General features: G+C 55.8%; 22 protein-coding genes. 10 read left to right on the top strand and 12 right to left on the bottom strand.

What is annotated here, in order from left to right; translation table 11 throughout:
- Nucleotides 1-35: 35 nt before the first annotated feature.
- Nucleotides 36-1034: a phosphate acetyltransferase gene (pta, locus tag BUC32_RS05930; protein WP_073250648.1), complete on the bottom strand. Its 999-nt coding sequence runs from the start codon at nucleotides 1032-1034 to the stop codon at nucleotides 36-38.
- A gap of 371 nt (nucleotides 1035-1405) precedes the next feature.
- Between pta and BUC32_RS05925 the strand changes: the two genes are divergently transcribed.
- Nucleotides 1406-1792, top strand: a complete 387-nt coding sequence (locus BUC32_RS05925; RefSeq protein WP_073250646.1) for a response regulator — start codon at nucleotides 1406-1408, stop codon at nucleotides 1790-1792.
- Nucleotides 1793-1821: 29 nt separating this feature from the next.
- Here the strand turns inward: BUC32_RS05925 and BUC32_RS05920 are convergent, their stop codons facing one another.
- The 3 genes from BUC32_RS05920 to BUC32_RS05910 are packed head-to-tail and all read right to left on the bottom strand — an operon-like array spanning nucleotide 1822 to nucleotide 4067.
- A complete protein-coding gene (locus BUC32_RS05920; protein ID WP_073250644.1) occupies nucleotides 1822-2196 on the bottom strand; it encodes an Hpt domain-containing protein in 375 nt (124 codons plus the stop codon).
- A 10-nt stretch (nucleotides 2197-2206) separates the two neighbouring features.
- Nucleotides 2207-3649, bottom strand: coding sequence for a sensor histidine kinase (locus BUC32_RS05915; RefSeq protein WP_175556904.1), 1443 nt, complete (start codon nucleotides 3647-3649; stop codon nucleotides 2207-2209).
- Nucleotides 3650-3683: 34 nt separating this feature from the next.
- Nucleotides 3684-4067 carry a hypothetical protein gene (locus tag BUC32_RS05910; RefSeq protein ID WP_073250607.1) on the bottom strand — a complete coding sequence of 128 codons (384 nt, stop codon included), beginning with the start codon at nucleotides 4065-4067 and terminating at the stop codon, nucleotides 3684-3686.
- A gap of 600 nt (nucleotides 4068-4667) precedes the next feature.
- Here BUC32_RS05910 and BUC32_RS05905 point away from each other — a divergent pair.
- Nucleotides 4668-5225 (top strand): acyl-homoserine-lactone synthase, encoded by a 558-nt coding sequence (locus BUC32_RS05905; RefSeq protein WP_322788013.1) that lies wholly within the window; start codon nucleotides 4668-4670, stop codon nucleotides 5223-5225.
- Here BUC32_RS05905 and BUC32_RS05900 read toward each other — a convergent pair.
- The 5 genes from BUC32_RS05900 to BUC32_RS05880 all read right to left on the bottom strand — a co-directional run bounded on the left by BUC32_RS05900 (nucleotide 5222) and on the right by BUC32_RS05880 (nucleotide 10752).
- Complete coding sequence (locus BUC32_RS05900; RefSeq protein ID WP_073250603.1) at nucleotides 5222-6316, bottom strand: response regulator; 1095 nt, start codon at nucleotides 6314-6316, stop codon at nucleotides 5222-5224. The genes BUC32_RS05905 and BUC32_RS05900 overlap by 4 nt on opposite strands.
- 189 nt (nucleotides 6317-6505) lie before the next feature.
- Complete coding sequence (locus tag BUC32_RS05895; RefSeq protein WP_073250601.1) at nucleotides 6506-7246, bottom strand: maleate cis-trans isomerase family protein; 741 nt, start codon at nucleotides 7244-7246, stop codon at nucleotides 6506-6508.
- A 10-nt stretch (nucleotides 7247-7256) separates the two neighbouring features.
- Nucleotides 7257-8423 carry a M24 family metallopeptidase gene (locus BUC32_RS05890; RefSeq protein WP_073250599.1) on the bottom strand — a complete coding sequence of 389 codons (1167 nt, stop codon included), beginning with the start codon at nucleotides 8421-8423 and terminating at the stop codon, nucleotides 7257-7259.
- On the bottom strand, nucleotides 8416-9606 hold the full coding sequence (locus BUC32_RS05885) for a diaminopropionate ammonia-lyase (RefSeq protein WP_073250597.1): 1191 nt from the start codon (nucleotides 9604-9606) through the stop codon (nucleotides 8416-8418). The genes BUC32_RS05890 and BUC32_RS05885 overlap by 8 nt, the downstream gene beginning before the upstream one ends.
- Nucleotides 9607-9609: 3 nt before the next feature.
- Nucleotides 9610-10752 carry an amidohydrolase gene (locus BUC32_RS05880; protein WP_073250891.1) on the bottom strand — a complete coding sequence of 381 codons (1143 nt, stop codon included), beginning with the start codon at nucleotides 10750-10752 and terminating at the stop codon, nucleotides 9610-9612.
- Nucleotides 10753-10876: 124 nt separating this feature from the next.
- Between BUC32_RS05880 and BUC32_RS05875 the strand changes: the two genes are divergently transcribed.
- Entirely contained in the window at nucleotides 10877-11326 is a 450-nt protein-coding gene (locus BUC32_RS05875) for an Lrp/AsnC family transcriptional regulator (RefSeq protein WP_073250595.1), read from the top strand.
- A gap of 72 nt (nucleotides 11327-11398) precedes the next feature.
- Entirely contained in the window at nucleotides 11399-13360 is a 1962-nt protein-coding gene (locus tag BUC32_RS05870) for an oxidoreductase (RefSeq protein ID WP_073250593.1), read from the top strand.
- On the opposite strand, the gene BUC32_RS05865 is transcribed toward BUC32_RS05870, so the two are convergent.
- Nucleotides 13357-14073: a Crp/Fnr family transcriptional regulator gene (locus BUC32_RS05865; protein WP_073250590.1), complete on the bottom strand. Its 717-nt coding sequence runs from the start codon at nucleotides 14071-14073 to the stop codon at nucleotides 13357-13359. The genes BUC32_RS05870 and BUC32_RS05865 overlap by 4 nt on opposite strands.
- A 212-nt stretch (nucleotides 14074-14285) precedes the next feature.
- Here BUC32_RS05865 and BUC32_RS05860 point away from each other — a divergent pair, with 212 nt between their 5' ends.
- Nucleotides 14286-15707, top strand: coding sequence for a cytochrome P450 (locus BUC32_RS05860; protein WP_083599254.1), 1422 nt, complete (start codon nucleotides 14286-14288; stop codon nucleotides 15705-15707).
- Nucleotides 15704-16849, top strand: coding sequence for an alkane 1-monooxygenase (locus tag BUC32_RS05855; protein WP_073250588.1), 1146 nt, complete (start codon nucleotides 15704-15706; stop codon nucleotides 16847-16849). Before BUC32_RS05860 ends, BUC32_RS05855 begins: the two co-directional genes overlap by 4 nt.
- Here BUC32_RS05855 and BUC32_RS05850 read toward each other — a convergent pair whose 3' ends face one another.
- A complete protein-coding gene (locus BUC32_RS05850; protein WP_073250586.1) occupies nucleotides 16850-17461 on the bottom strand; it encodes a TetR/AcrR family transcriptional regulator in 612 nt (203 codons plus the stop codon). It abuts the gene before it with no gap.
- Between the two features lie 107 nt (nucleotides 17462-17568).
- On the opposite strand from BUC32_RS05850, the gene BUC32_RS05845 reads away from it, so the two are divergent.
- The 4 genes from BUC32_RS05845 to BUC32_RS05830 are packed head-to-tail and all read left to right on the top strand — an operon-like array spanning nucleotide 17569 to nucleotide 23900.
- Nucleotides 17569-19137 (top strand): trimethylamine methyltransferase family protein, encoded by a 1569-nt coding sequence (locus BUC32_RS05845; protein ID WP_073250584.1) that lies wholly within the window; start codon nucleotides 17569-17571, stop codon nucleotides 19135-19137.
- A 10-nt stretch (nucleotides 19138-19147) separates the two neighbouring features.
- Nucleotides 19148-21193 carry an NADH:flavin oxidoreductase gene (locus BUC32_RS05840; RefSeq protein ID WP_073250582.1) on the top strand — a complete coding sequence of 682 codons (2046 nt, stop codon included), beginning with the start codon at nucleotides 19148-19150 and terminating at the stop codon, nucleotides 21191-21193.
- Nucleotides 21193-21924, top strand: a complete 732-nt coding sequence (locus BUC32_RS05835) for an NAD(P)-binding domain-containing protein (protein WP_073250579.1) — start codon at nucleotides 21193-21195, stop codon at nucleotides 21922-21924. Before BUC32_RS05840 ends, BUC32_RS05835 begins: the two co-directional genes overlap by 1 nt.
- Nucleotides 21921-23900, top strand: coding sequence for an oxidoreductase (locus tag BUC32_RS05830; RefSeq protein ID WP_073250577.1), 1980 nt, complete (start codon nucleotides 21921-21923; stop codon nucleotides 23898-23900). The genes BUC32_RS05835 and BUC32_RS05830 overlap by 4 nt, the downstream gene beginning before the upstream one ends.
- 20 nt (nucleotides 23901-23920) lie before the next feature.
- Here the strand turns inward: BUC32_RS05830 and BUC32_RS05825 are convergent, their stop codons facing one another.
- Nucleotides 23921-24928 carry an Ldh family oxidoreductase gene (locus tag BUC32_RS05825; RefSeq protein ID WP_073250575.1) on the bottom strand — a complete coding sequence of 336 codons (1008 nt, stop codon included), beginning with the start codon at nucleotides 24926-24928 and terminating at the stop codon, nucleotides 23921-23923.
- Between the last annotated feature and the right edge of the window lie 3 nt (nucleotides 24929-24931).

The following is a 24931-nucleotide window of genomic DNA, read 5'->3' as shown; positions in this document are numbered from 1 at the left end:
GTTTCAGATCGCAGGGTCAATGGTCGATGGTTGGTTTACTCTTCGGCCTGGGCGGCGGTCACAGCGATCATATGGATGATGTCTTCGGCCGAGCAACCACGCGACAGATCGTTGGCAGGTTTGGAGAGGCCCTGCAAGATTGGGCCAATGGCCACGGCCCCGGCCATGCGCTGGGCGACCTTGTAAGCGATGTTGCCGCTTTCCAGGTTGGGGAATACGAACACGTTGGCGTCGCCCTGCAAGGGAGACGTGCTGGCCTTGGCACTCGCGACATCCGGCACAAAGGCCGCGTCAAATTGAAGTTCGCCGTCGACCAACAATTCCGGATTGGTTTCCTTTGCAATCGCCGTGGCGCGAACCACCTTGTCGACCGCCGGGTGATCCGCGCTGCCGTGAGTGGAAAACGACAGCATGGCCACGCGTGGGGTGTCGCCGATAAGGGTTTCGTAAGAGCGGGCCGATGCGATTGCGATCTGGGCCAGTTCTTCGGCGTTGGGGTCCACGACCAAACCGCTGTCCGTGAAGATAAACGCCCCCTTCTTGCTGTGATGTTCTTCGCAGAACAACATCAGGAAAAAACTCGAGATCAGTTTGGTACCGGGTTTGGGCCCGATCACCTGAATAGCGGCGCGCACGATGTCGGCGGTGGTGGCCACAGCCCCGCCCACAGTACCATCTGCATAGCCTTTGCGCACCAAAAGCGCTGCATAAACATGGGGTTGCAAGACAGCTCGCAAGGCATGTTCCAACGTCACTCCCTTTTCCTTGCGCAAGTCGTAATATTGCAGTGCGAGCTCGTCCAGATAGGGCGAGGTGGCCGGATCGTGAATATCGATGCCGTCACCTGGTTCGCTTTGAGCCAACGAGAATTGCAGCCGCACGGTGACGTCGTCGCCGACCAGAATGATGCGTGCAATGCCTTGGGCGCGAACCTGAATTGCAGCCTGAACAACACGAGGATCAGTGCCTTCGCTGAGCACGATTGTTTTCTGCGAACGGGCCGCATTTTGCAGCAGCATTTCCAACGGTTTCATCGATTTCCTCTCCCTCAGTGACCCTAATGGACAACCCCGTTCAACACAAACACTGTGATTGCCTGACCCTACCATGCGGGACGAGTGATTTGACGCCAGACAATGCGTAAAATGACGCAGGTCCTTCTATTTAGGCTGGGCAGCCCATTTGTCGGATGGCTGGCTGTTGGCGTGGCGGTCTTGAATAGGGGCGCGCGCCAGAATGCGCCCTATTGGCGCGAAGATACACAGATCATCTCCCGTAGTGGTTGATAAAATTCTTATTTTACAGGAGCTTGCATTTGGTTGGTGTGCTTGAATTGGTTGACAATTCGCGTTAAAGATGTCTCGTTAGTACACCTACACAGGAATGGACAGAAAGTGATCACGAAATGGGGGAGTTAAACCGAATTCTCCATGTCGAGGACGACCCTGATATTCAGGCTATTGTTAAGATTTGCCTAGAGACAATTGGTGGTTACGAGTTATTGCAATGCCTGTCCGGGAGAGAAGCGATTGAGCAGGCTGAAAGCTATGCGCCTGATCTTTTCGTGCTGGACATGATGATGCCCGGAATGAACGGAGTGGAAACCCTTGAAGCGTTGCGCGAAAATGCGGCCCTGACAGATGTACCGGCAATTTTCGTCACTTCGCTAAATGCGGCAGGCAAACATGAGAAGTCCATTCAGGATTTGGCGATTGGAATGATCCCCAAGCCATTTGACCCCACGTTGCTGGCGGAACAGATTCAGGACTTGTGGAGCCAAAACGTCGGCTGACTGTGCTTTGTCGGAACCGGTTTCAAACCTTAGGTGTGACGCGGCGGGCCCGCCTTCAGGGCTTTGCGCATTTCCTCGGCCATTTCATCAGCCGCCATCAGCACAGGCTCGGCTGCGATATCCTGTCTGCCGGGGATCAGGTTGGATTGATCCACCAGTGCCTCGACCTTTTCGGCAGCTGTGGCAAGATCGTTGAAACGGTACGTTGGCGCGACCCCAACAAGACTGTGGGCAATATAGAATAGACGCGACAGGCGATCCTGATCCGCACCAAAGGCTGCGATATCACAAATGACTTCTTCCAATTCGGTTTCTTTTTTCCGAAGGGATCCGTGAAACTGCACACGCAAAACGCTGAGATGCTTTTCAAGATGGTCATGGGGCTTGGGGGCTGGATGGGTCATGTCACTCTTTCTATTTGGCTTGCAAGGGAAGGGTGACAAAGAATGTTGTGCCTTCACCAAGCTCACTTTCATAGTGGATCTGGCCACTGTGGGCCTCGACGATTTGCTGCACGATGCTGAGGCCAAGGCCGGTGCCCTCGTGGGCACGGTGATCAGACGAATCCACCTGGCTGAATTTACCAAACACCAGATCGTGGGAATTCTCTGGAATGCCGATGCCGGTGTCTTTTACGGCGATCACGGCTGTATTGGCTTTGGCCTGCAATGAAACTTCAATGGAGGTGCCTGCATCGGAAAACTTCACAGCATTGGACAGTAGGTTGTCCAGAACCTGGGTCAGGCGGTCTTGGTCAGCATCTACACATAGGCCCTGGTCAACGTGCGCAAGGTGCACATCCACACCCACACCTTCTGCGTGGACGGAAATCGCATGCACCGAGTCCCCTACGATTTCTGCGGGGTCAAGCGGTGCCATTTGATAGTTCATACTATCGGATTCGAGCTTTTGCAGATCCAGCAGATCGTTGATGAGATTGGACAGTCGCTTGCTGTTCTTGTCCGCAATCTCAAGGATTTTTGCAAAGCCTGTGGGGTTTTTGGCGCCATCAATGGTCTTCATCAAACCAAGCGCGCCGATGATTGACGTGAGAGGGGTGCGCAATTCGTGGCTGACCACCGATACAAACTGAGATTTCAGTTCATACACTTCCTTTGCGCGGTCCCGTTCAATACGCAGTTCTTCATACTGGTCCAGACCCTTTTGATAAAGGCGCAGGAAGATCATCGAACATTCCAAAACAAAATACAGGACAAACAGCACTGTAGCCAAATGCATATAATAGACAGATTTTAAAGGTGGATTTAGAATCCAAATGTCGCGAATTGGGATAAATAGGAAGACAGCACTGTAGATCACCAGACGCACGGCCAAAACCTTGGGCAGTTGGTGGTTGTTCACAGCAGCAAACAAACCGGCCGCAAACAGGAAGAACAACGAAGTCATGTGACTCGACGTCCCCTCCAGATTTGCAACGAGCAAAACAAAGGTGGCGACAGCTGTCGCGCTTAAAGTCGAGGTGCCCAAAAGCTGAAAATAGTATTTCTGAGATTGGCGCGCCGACCCGCCGGACCAACGCATGACGCGCAAGGAAACAAGGCTATCAAGCCCATCCGCAACCTGACAAAACAAATAGCAGGAAATGGCGGTTTGGAAGTTGAAGAAAAACGAGCAAAGAAGCATCGCGCCCAGGTAAATTCCCTGACGCTGCGGGATCAGTGCGACACCTCCGCTGGCGAAATCTTTGATCTGTTTTTCAAGTCGTTTGGCGCTGGCTGGGGTGGTTTCGTTCGACGATTGCACAAATTTGGAAACCCACCGAAACAGCATCATTGGCATCGTCAGGGAAAGCGGCCCGTTGGCCTCATTTGTGCGTATTCTTACATCAGATTTCATTTTCTTTTGCCAGACCAATCCTGAGGAAATGCCATCAGTGAACCATTGCGCCGGGGGCGGGCTCGATAACCTGCCCATTCATTTCCAGCGCGCCAACATTTCGGTCAATTTTACGGAAGTCCAATAGGTGAAATGTTGTGTCGATGTAGCTGGTTTTATGAGGCACATAATTGGTTTGGGCAAAGGTACCTGTGGCTTTGATCGTGTCGCCAACCGACATTTGTCTGAGAAATCCTGTGATCAGGTCTTCCTCAAAAATCGAAAAACAAGTTCGGCTGGCATAGCCCCGCTGTTTGGCGGCATGCAGATCGCGAGGCAGAGAAGAAATATCAACCAGAAGTCGCTTTTCGGGCTCCTTCAAAAGAAGAAAACCGGCGACTTCACCAAAAACCTGGAACTGCATAAAATAGTCGGGCATTTACGTCCTCATGGTATCTGTTGTCTTAAAGCCAACCGCCCCCCAAAGGGCGCCGAGCAAAAAGAACACAATTTAATTCGCTTTCAGGATGTCGCCGCAAACTGGCAAAAACGTGTTCACAGAAAGGTCTTTCCTAGAAAACGAACGATCTTTTGCGGATGGTTTTGCAAACATGCGTCTGTGATGCTCGTTTGATCGGAGGAGATCGGCGAATTTTTGCCGGAAAAACTGCGTTTTCATGGTGGTTCAGGTACAGTTTTTAAAAATATCCACGAACTCGTGAATAAACTCTGGCGTGTTTTGTGTTTTTGTGAATCTTCTTAATCAATGTTGAGGCGAAATTCGGCGCAAAATGCTCCGGTTCAAGAGTGGCAAAAGCCACCATACCATAGGACAGGTTGTTCTTTCGGTGAACTCCGGATGGTGTTTCCTGATCTCTTGAGCGGGCAAAAAATGTCGGTGCGTGCGGTTTGGTCTTGGCAAAAGTGACAATCCTTGATTCACGTTGGGGTTGAAGTTTCGGGTTTGTATCGGGTACGCGGCAAGAACATCTGCAGGACTACTTCACAAATGGATGCGACGACGCTTTCTTTTGGAAACATGCATAATCATGGCGATTTGCTGGTAAAACTACTTCGGGCAAGACGGCAGTCTTTCATCGTCGAGCGCAACTGGGATCTCCCGGAAGCCGAAGGCATGGAGTATGATCAGTACGACACGCCTGCCAGCCGGTGGATTGCGATTCACGAAAACGACGAGGTGCTCGCGGGCATTCGTCTAACCCCAACCACCGCGCGTTGTGGAATGTACACCTATATGATCCGGGATGCGCAAAAGGGGATGCTTGAAGACATCCCTTCTGATCTTTTGGCGTTTGAAGCCCCAATAGACCAGAAAATCTGGGAGTCTTCGCGGGTGTTTATTTCAAAGAACACGCCTTCTAACAAGCGCCGCGCGGTTCAGCTGCAGCTTATGCTTGAGTTGATAAAAACTGCCAAGGATTTGGGAGCTGACAAGCTGCTGGGTATGGTGCCAGCCTTATGGCCGCGCTGGATCGGGAGGTTGGGCCTGCATGCAGAGCCAGTGGGACCTGTGATGGAGATCGAGGGTATGAAAGTGCAGGTCGCCATGATGGACCTGCACGATGCTGTTCACTAACGCTGACGGGCCAAAGGCACAGTTCCACCCATCATAGTGCGCCGTGTTTCATCGCGCATGGCGTCGCGAAGCAGCACCTCATAGGCACGTCGTTCCATAGCGGTTTGCAGATTGCTGCGCTTGCGGGTCATCATCAGGCGCTTCATCACTTTCAACACTTCTTTGCTGCCCGAGGCGCGTGTTTCTGCGCTGGAAGCCGCGGTCTGCAATGAGAACATTGCTCCTGCACGGGTCAGGGACTTCAGTGAAATCGCCTCTCCGACACTCAGAGTCACTTTGGTGTCGCCAAATCGCGCAGTGGGCGTTTCTGCAAACTGATGGTTCAGATTTAGTTCAAAATTATGCTGTGTTTGGTTCACTTTTCCGCTTGTTGTGCACAGAAACACGCCGTTGCCGCGATAGGCAATCAGGCAGTCTTCCTGGTTCATGTTCGCCGCCAGAACCGTTGCGATATCGGTCAGCATCCGGGTGAACGCCGTGGGTGTCAGGCTGCGATGTACCTGTTCCACATTCACGACCTTGACCGCAAACACGTGGCTTCGCATCAACTTGGCACGCGACAATTGCATGGTGTAATTTTCAAAAGTTACATAGCCAACAACACCCGGAATTCCCGTGATTTCGACGGGTTCAATCAGACTGGTTTCACAACTTCTCTCAAGGTCGCGCTTGAGGGCCGCAACTTCATTGAGACCTTCGTTCGAGCGCGCCTGCTCTTGGGTCAGGCGATCGGCATTGCTGATGCGGCTGAACAGCTCGAAGAAATCAAAAGGCTTGGTGACATAGTCTGTCGCGCCTGCATTAAAGGCTTTGTCGATGTATTTCTTTTGCGACATGGCCGTCAGCATGATGATCGGCACGCGGCCATGGCCTGCGGTTTTTCGCAGCTTTTTGCAAAGAATGATCCCATTCATTACCGGCATCTGAATATCGAGCAAAAAGCAATCAAACGGTGTGTCGGCATTGGCAACCATACGCAGGGCTTCCGGACCAGATGAGGCGGTGACCAATTCATGTGTGGTTTCGGCGGCCATAGAGACCGCGAGAAGTTCGCGAATGTTTTCGTCGTCGTCGACTGCAAGTATCTTCATATCCACATCCGTCCCATCACAAGTAGGCTCCAACTGAATCCGGATACTCCGCCGCGAGCTGGAGGAGAATCCGATCTATCTCATAGAAAAACCTATTCAGGCATTGCGGCGAGAAAACGGCGAAGTTACGAAAAATCTTTTGAAATTTCCTCATAGTCTGACGTTGTTTCGCGTCAATTTTCGGGAACTTTATTGGAAAAGCTGACCAAATCCTTCGCGCGCGTCAGTGATTCCACTCAGGCGCAACATGTGCCAGCCAAGGGCCTGATTGCTTGAAAGTGCGGCGACTCCTGTACGGGATTCGATCTCCGGGATCACGCGCAGACATCTTAGATTGGTGCAGGAAATGACGATGGCATCGCAGGGTGCTGCGTTGGCTACGGTTTCTGCTGCGGCCAAAATAGCGTCTTCGGTGATACGCGCGACCACACGGTCGTCGCCTTCTTCAAAAGATCCAAAAGCCGTAATTTCAAACCCTGCATTCTCGAGCTTTTGACGCATGCGCGCCGAAACGTCGGGCACGTAGGGGGTGATAAAGCCCAGCCGATTAACCCCTAAATGTTTTCCTGCTGCGATCAAAGCGGCCAGTGGGTCGGTAACCTGGGCATTTGGAAACACGGTTTGAATGGCACGGGCAACCCGCTCGGATCCGATTACGGTTGAGGCAGACGTGCAGCCATAGCCAATCACATCAAAATCGAGCGCGCCGGGCAACATCTTCACCGAGGCCGGCAAATCGGCCTCCATGCGGGCCAGTGTTTCCGGGCGGATCTCGTTCACCATAGGAATGCGGGTGTGATACAGGGCGACATCGGGCAGATCGGCCATCCGGGCAATCTCGGGTTCCAGCGTTTCGTCGGTTTCCAAAACAACCACGCCAAGGGTGGCGCGGGTGCCTATGCCTGCGTCTGTGTCAAATTCCAGTTTCATTCATACACCTTCAGATCACTGGCAACGCAGGCGCCGCCCGGGTTGATAACAGTTCAACCCCGTCACGTCGCACGACGATGTTTTCTTCATGCACCATGATGCGCCCATTTCCATAGCCAAGGGAAGGCTCAAGCGTGAGCACCATGTTTTCCTCGATCACTGTGGTGTCAAACGCTGCAAGGGACGGCCACTCGGTCAACTGCATGCCCAGCCCATGGCCCAAACGCCCAACATCGCCGCCCTGAACGTCGATCTCGGCAATGACCGATTGCATTGCGTAAAACAGATCACGGCAGGTGGCGCCGGGGCGGGCGGCGTCCATACCGGCGTTGGTGGCACGCCACAAGACATCATAGGCGCGTTTGGACAGGTCATCTGCCGCGCCAATCGCATAGTTGCGGTCAAAGTCACAGAAATAGCCATCCCAGGTGGCGCCCGTGTCCAGCATCAGAATGTCACCAGTTGCCAAAGGGCGGCGCGAAGGTGGAGAAATCACATCGTGATAACCGCCCTGATCCGCACCTCCGACAAGATAGGGCACATCGTCAGCCCCTCGCAGCAAGGCCTCCCGCCGGAAAGCACGAAACACATCCTCGAGCGGCGTACCTTCGGCCGCAAACTCGGGCACTTTGGCAAAGGTCGCGGACCCGATGGCACAGATATGGGCCAGTTTTTCAATCTCGGCTTCGGATTTGACCATGCGCAGTCCGCGGATCAGCCCGGTGGCATCATTGATTTTTAATCCGGGCAATCCTGCGATCAGGCGTTCATAATCGCCGAGTGGCATTCTAAGGCCCGTCTCATGACCTTTCATGATCCCGATGTGTTCGCCTTGTTGTGCCAATGGCGACAGCAGGTCTGTGAGCAGGCTTATGCCGTCGTCTTCGGGCGCAGGGGCACTCCAGGTGCGGATATCGTCGAGCCAGCTTCGGCGCATCAGTGCCGCGCCGATTTCCGGAATGATCGCGATGGGTTTGCCGGTGGCGGGTAAAAACAGGAACCACGGCCGCGTGGGGCTTTGCCAGAACAAGGTCTGAAAACCACTGAAATAGCGCACCTCTGGTTCGCTCATCAGCAAGAGGCCTGACAAGCCGTCCTCTGCCATTTTTGCCTGTGCCTTGGCAGTGCGCGTCGCGAATTCGGCTTCGGGAAATCCGCGCTCAGGAATGTCAGCCATAGGTGGTGCCTTCCATAATCGCCTGAAAGATGTCCGGGTCTGTGACGCCTTCTGAACCGATCAACAGAACACGCGCGTTTTCATCCAGCCTAAGGGCCGCGCTTAGGTCCGGGGACTGCCGCGCAGCGATCAAGGCCCCGAGCCCGGCCACGGCGCTTTCTCCGGCTTCAACAACCGGATCGCCGCCTTGAGGCCGGGCAAGCAATCGCACGGTTGGGGCGACGATACTGTCCGGGATGGTCAGGAAGTCCGAGGCCTCTTCGCGCAGAATTTCCCACGCCATTTCAGAAGGTTCGCCACAGGACAGTCCGGCCATAATGGTTTCTTCGGCGATCGCTACAGTCGTCGCCTGCCCCTTGCGGGCACTTTCAAACAGGCAGGCGGCCAGTTCGGGTTCGACAATCACCACGCGAGGGGGCTGATCGCCCCAGTACTGGCGTAACGCAGCTGCGACCGAAGCCGCCAACCCACCGACGCCGCCTTGCAAAAACACATGGGTAGGCGCCTGATTCAGTGCCTTGCAGGTCTCAAATGTCATGGCGCCGTATCCCGCCATTACATCGCGGGGTGGTTCGGTGTAGCCTTCCCAAGAGGTGTCCGAGACCACGAACCACCCGTTGGCGTCGGCCTCATCTCGTGCCAATGCAACGGACGCGTCATAGTCTCCGTCGATGCGGATCACCTCAGCCCCCAGATCACGCATGGCCTGCGCGCGGCCTTCGCTGACTTCGGCGTGAATGTAAATCCGGCAGGGTGCGCCAAACCGTTGACACCCCCACGCCAAAGAGCGCCCGTGGTTGCCATCGGTGGCGGATACCAGGGTAATATTGGCGCAGTCTGCTTTGTATTGACCGTTGCGAATGTCAGGCAGAGTTATGTCTTTGCCAAGGCGGTCGGACAATTCGCGTTGCAGGACGCGCAAGGCGGCATAAGACCCGCCCAAGGCCTTGAAGCTGCCAAGCCCAAAGCGTGGACCTTCGTGTTTGTAATCAATTCGGGCGATGCCCAATTGACGGGCCAGATCATCAAGAGCCACCAACGGAGTTGCCTCATAGCCCTGCCAGGCGGTGATTTCGGCTACGGCCTGTTCAAAATCACCGGGGGACAAAACCGTCATGGCGGCCTGTCCCTTGGTTGGATTGCCTGCCACATGATGAAGAGAGGCAGTTGTAAATACGTCCATTTTTTATCCTTTTCCTGCGGGCAATCTGTCGCGGACAAGCGTGACCCAGAAATCCGCGCCTTTGGTCAAAAGCGCATCGTTGAAATCATAATCTGATGCATGCAACGGGCGGCCGTGCGGGCCATCGATGCCATTGCCCAGCATCAGAAAACAGCCGGGAACCTGCGCGCTGAAATGCGCAAAGTCTTCAGAGAAACTCATTGGGGTACAGTCCGGATTGGTGGAAAGACCATTGGCCCGCGCGGCGCGGGTAGCGGCCTGAACCGGAGCAGGTGCATTGATGGTCTCGATGAATTCCGTGCGAAAGCTCACCTCGGCGACAATGCCATGTGCGGAGGCGATGCCGGACACGATCGCGCGCATGTGCTTTTCAATGGCGATGCGATCTTCTGGGGAACGCGCCCTGGCATCGCCTTTCAACGTCGCATTTCCTGGCAACACGTTACGAGTGCCATCGGTCAGGAATTCGGTCACAGACACCACAGCCCCGGCGCCGGGGGCGAGTTTGCGCGAAACGATAGTTTGCAAAGCCGACACGATTTCAGCCCCCACGGTGATCGTATCCACCCCGACCTGAGGCATGGAGGCATGGCCTCCTTGGCCTTTGATGTCGATCTCAAACAGGCTTTCGCTGCTGCAAATCAACCCGGTGCGGGTTTGCATATGGCCGACGGGCAGACCGGGCAGATTGTGAATGGCATAGACTTCATCCATCGGAAACTGGTTCAGCACGCCTTGGTCAATCATCGCCTGTGCGCCCAGCCCATGTTCTTCGTTGGGTTGGAACATAAACACGACGGTGCCATCAAAACCCGTCTCGCGGGCCAACGTTTCGGCGGCGCCCAAAAGCATTGCTGTGTGCCCGTCATGACCACAGGCGTGCATGACGCCGGGTTTGGTTGAAACATACGGGTGGGCCGAGGTTTCCGTGATTGGCAGCGCGTCCATATCGGCGCGTAATCCTATCGTGCCGGGACCATTTCCAGCCCGCAAAATCCCGACAACACCGACGCCTTCATACACTTCGATCTCTAAATCCCGCAGCATTGTGGCGACGATGGTCTTGGTGCGCTCTTCCTGAAAGCCAAGCTCTGGATGACGGTGAAGATCCTGTCTGATTCCGATCAGTTTTTTCTGCAGACTCATGGGGTGTTTCCATCGTTGTTCCGGCACGAGTTTAATGCTGAAATTGATCCGGCGGGAATGGAAACTTGGGGAAAGTTGGACGAAATAGGTTGCGTTTTGCCTGAGTTGCGATTTTTTTCGGAACATGGATGAAAAAGATCTGAAAATTTTGCGGCTGGTTCAAAATGATGCGCGGCTGACGGCGGATGCCATCAGTTTGGATGTAGGCCTGTCTGCGCCAGCCGTTCAGAAGCGGTTAAAGAAGTTGCGCGAAACCGGTGTGATTGAACGTGAAATCGCGGTGCTATCCCAAGGCAAACTGGGCCGCGATATGACCATCATTGTTGAGGTGATCTTAGAGCGTGAAAGCCGCGCGCATCTGGACGCCTTCAAACGCAAAATGCGACAGGCCGCATGTGTGCAGCAATGTTATTACACCACCGGCGAGGCCGATTTCATGTTGATCCTCACGGTGAAGGATATTCAGGAATACGAACGGTTCACCGAAGAGAATTTCTTTGATGAATCCAACATCAGCCGGTTTAAAACCTCGGTTGTGATGGACCGGGTCAAAGCCTCGCTGGATGTTCTTTAAGACACGCCTTTTTGCTCGCCTTTGCGGTTTGCACCGTTAAAGTCGACACAATCAGAACTGTCCGAGGTCTCTATGACATCGTCTTTGCCAAACTTGTTCTCTCAGCTTGATGTGGGTCCTGTGCGCCTGAAAAACCGCATATTTTCCACCGGGCATATGATTGTGATGCTTGAAGATGGCCTGCCAAGCGACGCTATGGTGGCCTATCATCAGGCGCGGGCCCAAGGCGGGGCCGGGTTGATCATTCTTGAGGCGGCACGTGCCCATAAATCTGGTGAAAGCGGGCGACCGGCCATTCGGGCTTATGACGACGCCTGCATTCCGGGATATGCGCGCATTGGAAAGGCCTGTCATGCGCATGGGTGCAAAGTGTTTGCGCAGCTGTCGCATCCGGGACGCGAGATGGTGCTGGCGGCAGACGGGACGCATTCTGTAGCAGTGGCGCCTTCGGCCATTCCTAACGAGCGGTTTCATGTCATGCCGCGGGCCATGTCAGAGGCGTTGATTGCAGAGGTGGTTGATGGGTTCGAGCTGGCTGCAGCACGCATTCGCAAGGCAGGCTTGGATGGGATCGAAATTGTCGCCTCGCATGGCTATCTGATTGCGCAGTTCTTTAACCCACGTGTGAACCTGCGACAGGACGCCTACGGCGGCAGTTTTGAAAACCGTATGCGATTCGCTTGCGAGGTGATGGCAGCGGTGCGCCGCGGGGCGGGGCCGGATATGGCCGTTGGCATGCGCATGTCAGCCGAGGAAAAAGATCACGACGGGCTTGAGGCGACCGAGACGCTGGAGATTGCGAAGCATTTCGACGGGCAGGGCGTGCTGGACTATCTGAACGTCACGGCAGGCACGTCAGCCGGGTTGGCTGGCTCGGTCCATATTGTGCCGCCGATGATGATTGAAACCGGTTATACCGCCCCTTTGGCAGCGGCCGTGCGGGCCGAGGTGAGCATCCCGGTGTTTGTCGCGGGACGCATCAATCAGCCGCAAATCGCCGAAGGCGTGCTGGCCAACGGGCAGGCCGATATGTGCGGCATGACCCGCGCCTTGATTTCTGATCCTGAAATGCCGACCAAAGCTCAGCACGGTGATCTGGACGACATCCGGGCCTGTGTGGCCTGCAATCAGGCTTGTATCGGTCATATGCTGAACGGATACCCGATTTCCTGCATTCAACGTCCTGAAACCGGGCGTGAGTTGCAGTATGGGACACTGGCCAAGGCCAAGACACCGCGCAAAGTTCTGATTGTTGGCGGCGGCCCTGCCGGGCTCAAAGCTGCCGCTGTGGCCGCAGCGCGTGGCCATGACGTGACGTTGTATGAGGCCGCGCAACGGTTGGGCGGGCAGGTCAATCTGGCACAGCTTTTGCCGGGGCGGGCCGAGTTTGGAGGTGTGACCGACAACCTCTCTCGGGAAGCCCGCAAGGCCGGGGCCAAAATCACGATGGGCACCAAAGCGACCCGGGCCATGATTGATGCCGAGGACCCCGAGGTGGTGATCCTGGCCACCGGGGCCATGCCCTATGCCCCGACGATTGAGGGCGAGGATGACGCGCATATTGTCTCGGGATGGCAGGTACTAAAAGGGGAGGCCAACGCCGGCGCCCGTGTTGTTGTAGCCGATTGGCGGTGTGACTGGGTTGGGCTTGGTTTGGCGGAGCAATTGGCGCGGGATGGTTGCCATGTGCGCCTTACTGTGAACGGCATGACAGCCGGGCAGAGCATTCCACAATATGCGCGCGATAAATGGTTGGGAGACCTTCACAGGCTGAGCGTTGAGATCACCCCTTATGCGCGTCTTTTCGGGGCAGACGGTGACACGGCATATTTGCAGCACACCCTCAGCGGAGAACCGATTGTGATGGAGGGTGTGGACACGATTGTCACCGCCTTGGGCCATGTGCCAGAGGCTGATCTTGCTGAAGGCTTACGCGATTGGGACGGGCCGGTGCATGAGATTGGAGATTGCCTGAGCCCGCGCACGGTAGAAGAGGCGGTTTTGGAAGGGTTGCGGATTGCTGCCAAAATTTAGCCTATGCTTGCGGACAAGTCCCTGAGGGGGTGGCTAAGCATGGTGACATGGCGACCTTTGATCTGGACCCAGCCATCCTTTTCCAGCCGCTTGATCAGACGTGATAGCGTTTCAGGCTGAACACCCAGCAAATCGGCCAGATCTGAGCGCGACAACGGCAGGCGCATGTGTCGCTGGCCCTTTTGTTGTTGTTCGCCGTGATGGTCCATCAGGGTCATCAGCAGGTCGGCAAGCTGTTCTTTGTAGGTTTTGGTGGCCGCCGAACAAATCCTTTCGTGGGTCCGATCAATCTCGCGCACACACCGCGTGGCCAGTTGTTTCATGATCGCAGGATTGTCCTGTAAAAGGTGGCTGGATGCAGACCGCGGAACCGTACATACGCGCGATGGTGTCAACGCGCGGGCTTCGGTCTGGTGTTGCCCATCCCCCAGAAACGAGCGAAAACCAATAACCTCACCGGGATATGCCAGTCTCAGAAGCGTGGAATTGCCATCAGCATGATGCGTGCGCAAGGCAATCAATCCCCGCGAGACACAAAATACGCCCCGGTTATCGGTGCCTTGTTCAAACAACACTTCGCCTTCGCTCAGATCGCGGCGCACAAAGTTTTGTGCCAGTGATCGCAAAGAATCCTGTTCAACAGGGTGCCAGACACTTTCCGCATAAAAGGCGCATTGGCGACAGGGATGGTCAATTTTCGCGGCGCTTTGCATCCGACCCTCAGTTTCAAATTGTTCTGCGCGCGTTAACTTTCCTCTCTTAGGTAATATGCAAGCCGGTGCCTGTCGACTGCGGCGCAACGTAACAGCGCTTTTGCTTCTATTAATCGCGCGCAAAATATGACGATCGTCAATGACGAAAAACCTGTGTTTGGAGGAGAACGGATCAAACCGCAGGATGCGCGGAAGTAAGACGGAGAGAGATTTTGTTCGATGAAAACTCTAACGATGGCCCCCGCCTGCCGGTGAAACCGCCCTCTCGCAAAGGGCGTGTATCGCTGTGGACCTATTTCCGTTTGTTCAAAAAGGACATTCTGTCGGCACAGCCCGCGCATCTTTACCGGGCCTGGATGGCTGAAATGCGCACACCTTTTTTCCGGTCCTATATGTGCAATGACCCCGAACTGGTGGACCTTGTCCTGAAAAAAAGGCCCATGGATTTTCCAAAATCTGAGCGTATTCGGGTGGGGTTGAAGCCTTTGTTGGGTGAGTCGATTTTCATCTCAAACGGGCCCTTGTGGGAACGCCAAAGACGTATCATTGATCCGGCTTTTGAAGGGGGGCGTCTTCGCACCGTGTTTCCCGCCATGTGGGACAGCGGTGTTGCGGCCGTTGAGCGTTTGGAGAAGGTAGCAGACAGAACACCAGTGGACGTCGAAGGGCATACCAGCCACGTGGCCATGGACGTGATTTTTCGCACGTTGTTTTCGGTGCCAGTAGAGCATGAAATCGCGTCCGCGGCATTCCAGACTTTCAAAGAACATCAGGCGGCTCAGCCAGTCGCCAATATTGGCGCGCTTTTGCCGTTGCCGAAATGGTTTCCGCGCCCGCATTCCCGCAAGACCCGCGAAACCGCGCGCATCATTCGCGATCTGATTGGCCAGCTGACTGAAGGGCGCGCAAAAGAGATTGAGGCCGGGACAGCGCCGGATGATCTGGCGACCAAGATCATGACCACAGCTGATCCCGAAACCGGAAAGGTTTTTGAGCACGAAGAAATGGTCGATCAGGTGTCGATTTTTTTCCTCGCAGGTCATGAAACCTCGGCGGCGGCCCTGGCGTGGTCCTTGTATCTATTGGCGCGATATCCGGACTGGCAGGACAAGTTGGCAGAAGAAGCTATCGCCGCATTTGAACCGGAAAAGATATACTTTTCAACGCTTTCCAAGTTGCGCCAGTCCCGCGCGGTATTCCGGGAGTCGATGCGGCTATATCCGCCTGTGCCAATGTATGTGCGCGAGGCTGCCTGTCCCGAAAGCTTTCGAGATCGCAAGGTGCGCAAAGGATCCCAAGTGATCCTCAGCCCGTGGCACCTACATCGGCATGAACGGCTGTGGGACCGGCCGGACGAATTTGACCCCGACCGGTTTGAAACCCCTAACGGCAAGGAATGTCTGAGATCGGCCTATATCCCGTTTTCTGCTGGTGCGCGGGTGTGTCCCGGGTCGGCTTTTGCCATGGCCGAAGGGCCACTGTTGCTGTCGATGTTGGTAAGGGCCTTTCGGTTCGATCCTGTCGAAGGCGATGACCCGATGCCCGTGGCCCATCTGACCGTGCGGTCTGCTGATGGCATTCGCCTGCGGATCACACCACGCACAAAGATCACCAAAAAGGACGCCTCGTCATGACTTTGCAAGAGACAGTGCAATCTACCCAACGGCCCAGCGCATGGCCTTATTGGATCACAATTACCTTTGTGCCGCTGGTTGTTCTGGCCGTGCTGCAGGGGGGCTGGACCATCCTTTTGATCCCGCTTTATGGCTGGGTGCTGATGCCGGTGATGGACACGGTTCTGGGTAAGAACTTGCGCAATCCAGACCCGGACACACCGGATGCCGCGTTATTCTGGTTTCGCCTGTTGACGTGGATCTGGTTTCCGATCCAGTTCGCTTTGGTGTTCTGGGCGCTGTGGTATCTGACCCATGTGGGGCAGTATTCGACGCTGGAAACTCTTGGCATCATGTTCGGGGTGGGCGTGACGACGGGTATTGTTGGAATCGTCTATGCCCATGAATTATTTCATAAATCCAATTGGACCGAGCGCAATCTGGGTGATCTGTTGATGGCGCTCGTGCTTTATGGGCATTTTCGCACCGAGCATCTTTTGGTGCATCATCCTTATGTGGGCACCCCTCGCGATACAGTAACCGCGCGCTACAACGAAGGCTTTCATCGCGCGTTTTTTCGCGTTCTTGTGCAGGGGCCGGGATCGGCATGGCGGGCCGAGAAAAAGATGCTGGCGCGCAAGGGGCTGTCGCCTTGGAATGCCGCGAACCCGATCTTCAAATATGCTGCACTGCAATTGGCATTTCTGGCTTTGGCTTACACGATTGGCGGCTGGGTTGCCGTGGGTTTGTTTGCCTTTCAGGCGCTGGTCGCTGTGTGGCAGTTGGAGCTGACCAACTATGTGGAACATTACGGCCTGACGCGAAAATATTTGGGCGAGGGCAAGTATGAGCCTGTACGCCTGCATCATTCCTGGGATTCGGCGCATCATGTGTCAGGCTTGCTGTTGATAAACCTGCAACGTCATGCGGACCACCATGTGCATCCAATGCGGCGTTTTCCGTTGTTGCAAATTTACGATCAGGAGCAGGTGCCACAATTGCCAACCGGGTATCCACCGATGACGGCGATGGCGATGGTGCCGCCGATCTGGCGTCGGGTGTTCAATCCCAAAGTGCGCGCATGGCGTCGCCAGTTTTATCCCGAGATCGAAGACTGGGGTCCCTACAAAGCATGGACCCTGCCAAAGCCCAAGGGATCGTAACTAGGCCGGATGGCGCGAGCGGAATCGTTCAATCTCGGCCTGCGTGGGTCTTTGGCCTGTGTAGACTTCGATATAGTCCGGCATTCTGTCGATCCGCTCTTTGGTGCCTTCTGTGACGCGCATTGAGATATAGCCGATTTGCGTGTACATCACGGTCATCGCGCGGGCATGGGCCTGTTCGCGGCCAAATTCAAACCGTTCAAACATCGCAGTTAAGGCGTTCTGTCGTCGGCTATCAGCCTGATCCAATCGCTGTTGCAGGGCGGCGTCGTTACGGGCCCAGTTGCGGATCGCCAGATCCAGGCGTGCATCAAACAAGGCGTCATCCAGCCAACAGTCAAACACGTTGAACATCGCTTCGGCGATTGTGTCCGCATAGGCTTCGGCGCGCGCCACCAGATTTCCGGTGTTTTTCTGCTCCCACCTTCGCACCATTGCCTCGAGCAATTGGTCACGGTCTTTGAAGTGCCAGTAGAAACCCGTGCGGGACAGGCCCAGCTTTTTGGCCAGAGGCATCACCTTGACGGCCTCAACGCCGTTTTCGGTCAACAGGTCATATGCGGCGGCCAACCATGCGGCTTCTGACCCGCCTTGTTTGTGAGTGTGTTGCATGGCGATGTCCTAGCAGTCTTGTCACTGGTGCACAAGTTTCTTGACACATATGTCGAGTCGCGCGACAGATATGTCAGAAAAATGTGTTTATCATGCGAGAATCGCCCATGACCACTGATACACCCACCCGTTCCCGCCGTTCCCGGCGATCGTCTTCACGGCCCGAACGTTCGGCGCAACCGGGGCAGAACCTGCACCTGCGAACGCCATTTATCACCCGTGGCATCCCCACATATGATTTGCTGGATGAAGGCAGTCTGGAAAGAATTGAAGCCACAGCAGACCGTATTCTTGCCGAGATTGGCATTGAAGTTCGCGATGACGCCGAAGCCGTGCGGCTGTATCGCGAGGCCGGTGCCAAGGTGACTGAGGTCACGGCCGACTCGTGGAACGTCAAATTTGAACCCGGCATGGTGCGTGAAATCCTGCAAACCGCGCCCGCCCGGTTTACACAATGTGCCCGCAACCCGGTCAACAATGTTGAGATCGGTACAGATGCGATGGTGTTTGCGCCCGCTTATGGGTCACCGTTTGTGATGGATCTGGACAAGGGGCGTCGCTATGGCACGATTGAGGACTTTGAGAACCTCGTCAAACTGGCGCAATCCTCGCCTTGGCTGCACCACTCGGGCGGCACCATTTGCGAGCCCACCGATATTGCGGTGAACAAACGCCATCTCGATATGGTCTACGCTCATATCAAGTATTCCGACCGGGCCTTTCTGGGTTCAATCACAGCGCCCGAACGGGCCGCTGACAGTATCGAGATGTGCCGCATTCTGTTTGGGGAAGATTTTGTCGACAACAATTGCGTCATCATGGGCAATTTCAACACAACATCTCCTTTGATCCTCGATGGCGTGACCACCGCAGGCATTCGCACCTACGCCGAAGCTGGGCAGGGGTCTATCCATTTGCCATTCTTGCTGGGTGGCGCGGTGTCGCCGCTCACTATGGCGGGGGCTGTCGCGCAATGTCTGGCCGAAAGCATGTCGTCTGCTGCACTGGCCCAATTGGTGCGCCCAGGAGCACCGACCATTCTGGCCGGGTTCCTGTCGTCGATGTCGTTGCGAACTGGTTCGCCAACGTTTGGTACGCCCGAACCCGCGCTGGGCTCTTTGGTCATGGGGCAATTGGCGCGCAGACTGGAAATGCCGCTGCGTTGTGCCGGTAATTTCAGCACCTCTAAACGTCCTGATGGGCAGGCCATGCAACAGGCGATGATGTCGATGATGTCAGCGGTGCAGGGCGGGGCCAACTATATCCTGCACGCGGCGGGATTCGCAGATGGGCTGTTATCGATGTCCTATGAAAAATTCATCATGGACACCGACATGTGCGGTGCGCTGCATGCCTATCTGAAGGGCATTGAGGTCAACGAAGACACGCTTGGGTTCGAAGCTCTGGCGCAAAATGGACCGGGTGAACACATGTTCGGCACGGACCACACGTTGCGTCACTATCAGACAGCCTACTGGGACAGTGGATTTAACGACGATTTGCCGTTTGAAACATGGGAAGAGCAGGGAAGTATTGACGCCGCCACCCGCGCCAATCAACGTTGGAAAGACACCTTGGCCGCATTCGAAGCTCCGGCACTGGACAAAGGTACGGATGAGGCATTGAAAGATTATATCGCGCGTAAAAAGGCCTCGGCGGCCGATGCTTGGTACTAAGGAGACAACGATGTCGAGCGACCCTCTGCTGCAACCTTATCAGCTGAAACACCTGACTTTGCGCAACCGGATTATGACCACCAGCCACGAACCGGCCTATCCCGAAGATGGCATGCCCAAAGAACGCTATGCGGCCTATCACGCCGAGCGCGCTAAAGCGGGTGTGGCGTTGGCGATGACGGCCGGATCGGCGGCCGTGTCCAAAGACTCTCCGCCAGTTTTCAATAATGTGCTGGCCTATAAAGACGAGGTGGTGCCGTGGATCAGGCAGCTGACCGATGCTTGTCACGAGCATGGTTGTGCCGTGATGATCCAGCTGACACATCTGGGTCGCCGGACAACATGGAACAAAGGCAACTGGTTGCCGTCAGTGTCGCCCTCCAAGCACCGCGAACCAGCTCACAGGGCCTTTCCAAAGAGGGCAGAAGACTGGGACATTGAACGGATCATCACCGACTTTGCCGACGCAACCGAGCGCATGAAAGCAGGCGGCATGGATGGCGTCGAATTGCAGGTCTACGGCCACCTTCTGGATCAGTTCTGGTCCCCTCTGACCAACGATCTGGATGGCCCCTATGGCGGGCAGTCGCTGGAAAGCCGTATGAAGATGCCGATGGATGTGTTGAAGGCCATCCGCAAACGGGTTGGCGACGATTTCATTGTCGGGCTGCGGTATACGGCGGACGAAGATCAGGCCGGGGGCATTACCCCGGAAGAGGGGCTTGAGATATCCAAACGTCTGGCGGACAGCGGTATGGTGGATTTCTTGAATGTCATCAAAGGGCGCATTCAAACTGACCCGGCGATGACCGATGTAATCCCTGTTCAGGGCATGGCCAACGCGCCGCACCTTGATTTCGCAGGCGAGGTCAAAAAGGCCACCGGCATGCCGACGTTTCATGCCGCAAAAATTCCCGATGTGGCGACGGCCCGTCATGCGGTGGCCTCTGGCCTTTTAGATATGGTGGGCATGACCCGTGCACACATGGCAGACCCGCATATCGTGCAGAAAATTGTTGAAGGGCGCGAGGATGATATTCGCCCCTGTGTTGGCGCAACCTATTGTCTCGACCGCATTTATCAGGCTGGCGACGCTTTGTGCATGCACAACGCTGCAACCGGTCGCGAGCTGACCATGCCGCACACGATCACGCCTGCTGAGACGCGCAAAAAGGTGGTTATCGTCGGGGCAGGACCGGGGGGGCTTGAGGCGGCGCGCGTTGCAGCCGAGCGGGGGCATGATGTCACCGTGTTTGAGGCACAGCCCGATCCCGGTGGGCAAGTGCGTCTGACAGCACTGAATAAGCGTCGCCGAGAGATGATTTCGATCATCGACTGGCGCATGGCGCAATGTGCGGCCCGAGACGTAGATTTTCAGTTTAATACCTGGGCGGAAGCCTCTGACGTAACAGCATTAAAGCCAGATGCCGTGATTGTGGCCACAGGCGGCCTTCCGAATGTGGAATTGTTTGAGACCGGCAAAGATCAGGGCCTGGTGATCAGCGCATGGGATTTGATCTCGGGAGATGTCAAACCCGGCTCAAATGTGTTGATTTATGATGAAAGTGGCGATCACCCCGGATTGATGGCGGCAGAAGTTGTCGCCGAAGCAGGCGGACATGTCGAAGTCATGACCCCTGATCGGGTTTTTGCCCCTGATATCATGGCGATGAACCTCGTTCCTTATATGCGTGCACTGCAAGAGAAGGATGTGATGTTTACCGTAACGCGCCGCCTTTTGGATGTGACCCGGGAGGGCAATCAGCTCAAAGCCAGAGTTGGTACGGACTATAGCGATTACACCTCGGATCACCTCTATGATCAGGTAGTTGTGAACTATGGCACGATGCCGCTCGATGACCTGTATTTTGACTTGAAACCGCTAAGTTCGAACGCGGGCGAGGTCGACTATGAAGCCTTGATCGACGGGCAGGTGCAAACTGTGTCTCGCAACGCGGATGGCGGGTTTCAGCTGTTCCGTATCGGTGATGCCGTCAGCGCAAGGAATACCCATGCTGCAATCTATGACGCCTTGCGTTTGGTAAAGGATATTTGATGCGTCTTGGGGTGATAGGCACCGGAACAATTGCATCTGCCGTGGTCCGTGGCATTGCGGGCGACGGCCACCAAATCACGGTTTCAGAACGCAGCGCCTCTCATGCGGCGGCTTTGGCGGCCGAGTTTGACAATGTCTCGGTGGCCGACAATCAAACTGTGCTGGATCAAAGCGACGTTGTGTTTGTCGCCTTGATGACGGGCGTCGCACGGGCGGTTTTAGGCAGTTTGGAATTTCGGGCAGATCAGCGTGTCATCACCTTTATGGGTGGGGCCACTTTGGCCCAAGCAGATGACATGGTGTCGCCAGCCACCGCGGTGGCTATCATGATGCCGTTTCCTGGCATTGCTCAGGGCGGATCGCCGATCATGATGCACGGAGACGCAGCCTTGGTGGGTGAGATTTTTGGGGCCCACAACAGTGTTTTCGACCTGCCAAACGCTGAGGAAATGGCAGCCTATCTCAGCGCACAGGCGGTTTTGTCGCCGGTGGTCCGGATGGTGGATGATGCCGCCAACTGGTTGGGCGAACGGGTGTCTGATCCCGCGCAAGGGGAAGAATTCCTGCGCGTTCTGGTCGCCTCGAACCTTATGAACACGGCTTGCGCACCGCTGATTGACGCCTTGAACACGCCAGGAGGTTACAACCAACGTTTGCGGTTGCATATGGAGCAAAGCGGAATGGGAGAGGCATTAGAACAGGGGCTAAACAAACTGGAGCGCGGAGAATGAGCCTGAACCACGTCTTCAACCCTGTGCAACTACGCCACAAAACGCTGAAAAATCGGATCGTGTTTGGCGCCCATACCACCAATATGGCCCGGGACGGGCTGCCGGGGGATCAACACCTTGGCTACTACCTTGAGCGCGCCATGGGCGGGGCCGCTATGATTGTGGTGGAACCGATGCCCGTGCATGCCGCCGCCGTGCTGACGCGCGGAAATTTCCGCCCGGCAAGCGACGATGTGATTCCGCATTTCAAACGCATCACCAAGGCTTGTCAGGCCCATGGCACGGTGATGATCCAACAGCTTTACCACGTCGGAGCCCATGGCGACTGGGACAACTCGTGGCATGCCAATTGGTCACCTTCGGGCGGGCCCAGCTATCATGACAACGATGGCAGCCACGAAATGACCGTGGCCGAGATTGAAGAGACCATTGATGGCTTTGTACAAGCCGCGATCCGTTGCCAAAAGGCCGGGTTTGACGGGGTTGAGGTTTGGGCAGCGTATCATTGCCTGCTGGATCAGTTCTGGACGCCTTTTTCCAACCAACGCACTGACGAATGGGGGGGCAGTCTTGAGAACCGCACCCGGCTGTCATGCGAGATTATGACCCGCATCCGCGAGGCTTGCGGGGGTGACTTTATCATCGGTCTGGGGGTCAATGACGACAGCGGCATAGAGGTTTGCCTTGGCCATGATGAGATGGTTGAGATCATCGCCTTGCACGATGCGGACCGGCTAATGGATTATGTCACTGTCGGGGCCGGAAGTTACTTTGATTTCTACAAGATCCTGCCCAGTTTCCAGTATGGGGAAAACCTTGGGGTAGATTTGGCCGAGCGTCTAAAAGCGGTCGGGATCACCGCGCTGGTGACCGCCGAAGCCAACATTCGCACGCCCGAGAACGCCAATGCCGTGTTAGGGGCAGGCCGCAGTGATCTGGTGTCATTGGTGCGTGGCCAGATTGCAGACCCGCATCTTGTCACTAAAGCGCAGGAAGATCGGATTGACGATATTCGCGGGTGTCTGAGCTGCAATCAGCAATGCTGGGGACGGCGTGGGCGGGATTATTACATTTCCTGCCTGATCAATCCGTCCGCTGGCCATGAATACCTGTGGGGCGGAGATCGTTTCACTGGCGCGGATCGTGCGAAATCGGTTCTCGTGGTAGGGGCGGGGCCTGCGGGTCTTGAGGCGGCGCGGGTGGCGGCGGAGCGTGGACATCACGTTACTCTGGCCGAAGCATCGTCCGAACTGGGCGGGCAGTTTCGCCTTGCGGGGCTACAGCCGCGCCGCGCTCAGATCACCGACCTGATCGTGTGGTACACACGTCAATTGGGCAAGCTTGGGGTCGACGTTCGCTTTAACACCTATCTCGACGCCGAAGAAATCGCCGCGTTTGGCGTCAATGAGGTTGTTTTGGCGACGGGGTCCCTGCCTGCTGGTACCGGGTTCCAAAAGGCTCTGCCGCATGTAGCAGAGATGCCGGGCGTCAGGGCGGGCAGCGTATGGTCCACCGAGGATGTGATGGGGCGTGCTGCGCGCTTGGGCAAACGGGTGATTGTGCTGGACGAGGGTGGTCATTGGCGCGGTATTGGCACCGCGTGGTTCATGGCCGAAGCGGGGCATGACGTCACCATCGTGACGCCCGATGCGATGATTGCCAAAGAATTGGTGCGCTCTGCGACAGATTTGCCTGCACGGCGCAGTCTCGCAGCCCTTGGGGCCCGATTTGTGACAGAAAGCGCCATCGTTGAGTGGCAAGAGGAAGGGGCCAGGATATTGTCGTTGCTGACTGGAGAGGAAACTTTGATTGAGGCAGACTCTTTGGTGATTGCCACGGGCAATGTCGCAGACACCGGATTGCACCATGATCTGTTGGAAGCAGAGATAACACCGCGCCTGATTGGCGACGCCGCAGCCCCAAGGTTGGCGGCAGCGGCGATCTATGAAGGGCGCAAAACCGGCCTGTCACTTTAGGCCGGTTCCGTCAAATTCAATCAGGCAAAGATCGCTTCGATTTTTTGCAAAGTGGCCACGTTGACGGCCACGCCGTTTTTGCGGGCCTCCGCCCGCTTTCCTTGTCTGCCATCTCCGGGCAAATGTGCGCCGTCCTGAACATGGATCGCCTCGGCAAGCGCTGCCAGTCGTTCGCCAAACCCGCCACCCGAGGTCGCACCGGGATCGATTGCCAGAAAGAACTGACCTGTGCGAGGCGGACCGCCAACGGTGCCTGAAAATGGCGAGGCATTTATGCCCAGCGTTGCACCGGTCATCGCGGCTGCCATCAACTCGGTCAGCAAGGCAATGCCAACCCCTTTGTAGCCGCCGGATGGCGCCATGGAGCCCTTGAGACCCACATCAGGATCCGTCGTTGGATTGCCTTGTGCATCAAGCGCCCAACCTTCCGGAATAGGCTTGCCTTCTCGTGCATGCTTCATGACTTCGCTTTTGGCAATTGTACTGGCGCTCTGGTCAATCAGGATGGTGGGCTCTCCTTCCGGGCCCGGGGCGGCGACGGAAAAGGGATTGGTGCCGACCACAGGTTTGGCCCCGCCAGAAGGTGCGATGGACGCGGGTGCATTGGTAAATCCAATGCCCAAAAGACCCGCAGCAGCCAGCCGGTAGGTGTGATAGCCAAGTACGCCACAGTTATAGCTGTTGCGAATGGCCAAAGCTGCCACGCCTTGTTCACGTGCCAGCGGGATCAGGCGTTCAAAACCCAGATCAATCGACGGATGCGCAAAACCACTGGCGGCATCCACGGTCACAACGCCGGGCTTGGGCAGTTCAACGGTCGGTTTGGCGTGTCCGTCCACCTTACCGCATTGCACATGTTCGCAGTAGATCGGGATATAGGCGAGCCCGTGACTGGCGATCCCGTCTGCCTCGGTGGCGGCAGTGGCTGCGGCCAGTGCGCGGGCGTTATCCTGTGATGTGCCTGCGGCAATCAAGGCCCGCAAAGAAAGCTCTTCGATTTCAGCAAGCGATAGGGTCTTCATGTCCATGTT

Source organism: Shimia gijangensis (assembly GCF_900142085.1).
In the GTDB taxonomy this organism is placed as follows: Bacteria; Pseudomonadota; Alphaproteobacteria; order Rhodobacterales; family Rhodobacteraceae; genus Shimia; species Shimia gijangensis.
The sequence above is the reverse complement of the archived record's forward strand: the minus strand, read 5'-3'. Positions and strand labels throughout refer to the sequence as shown.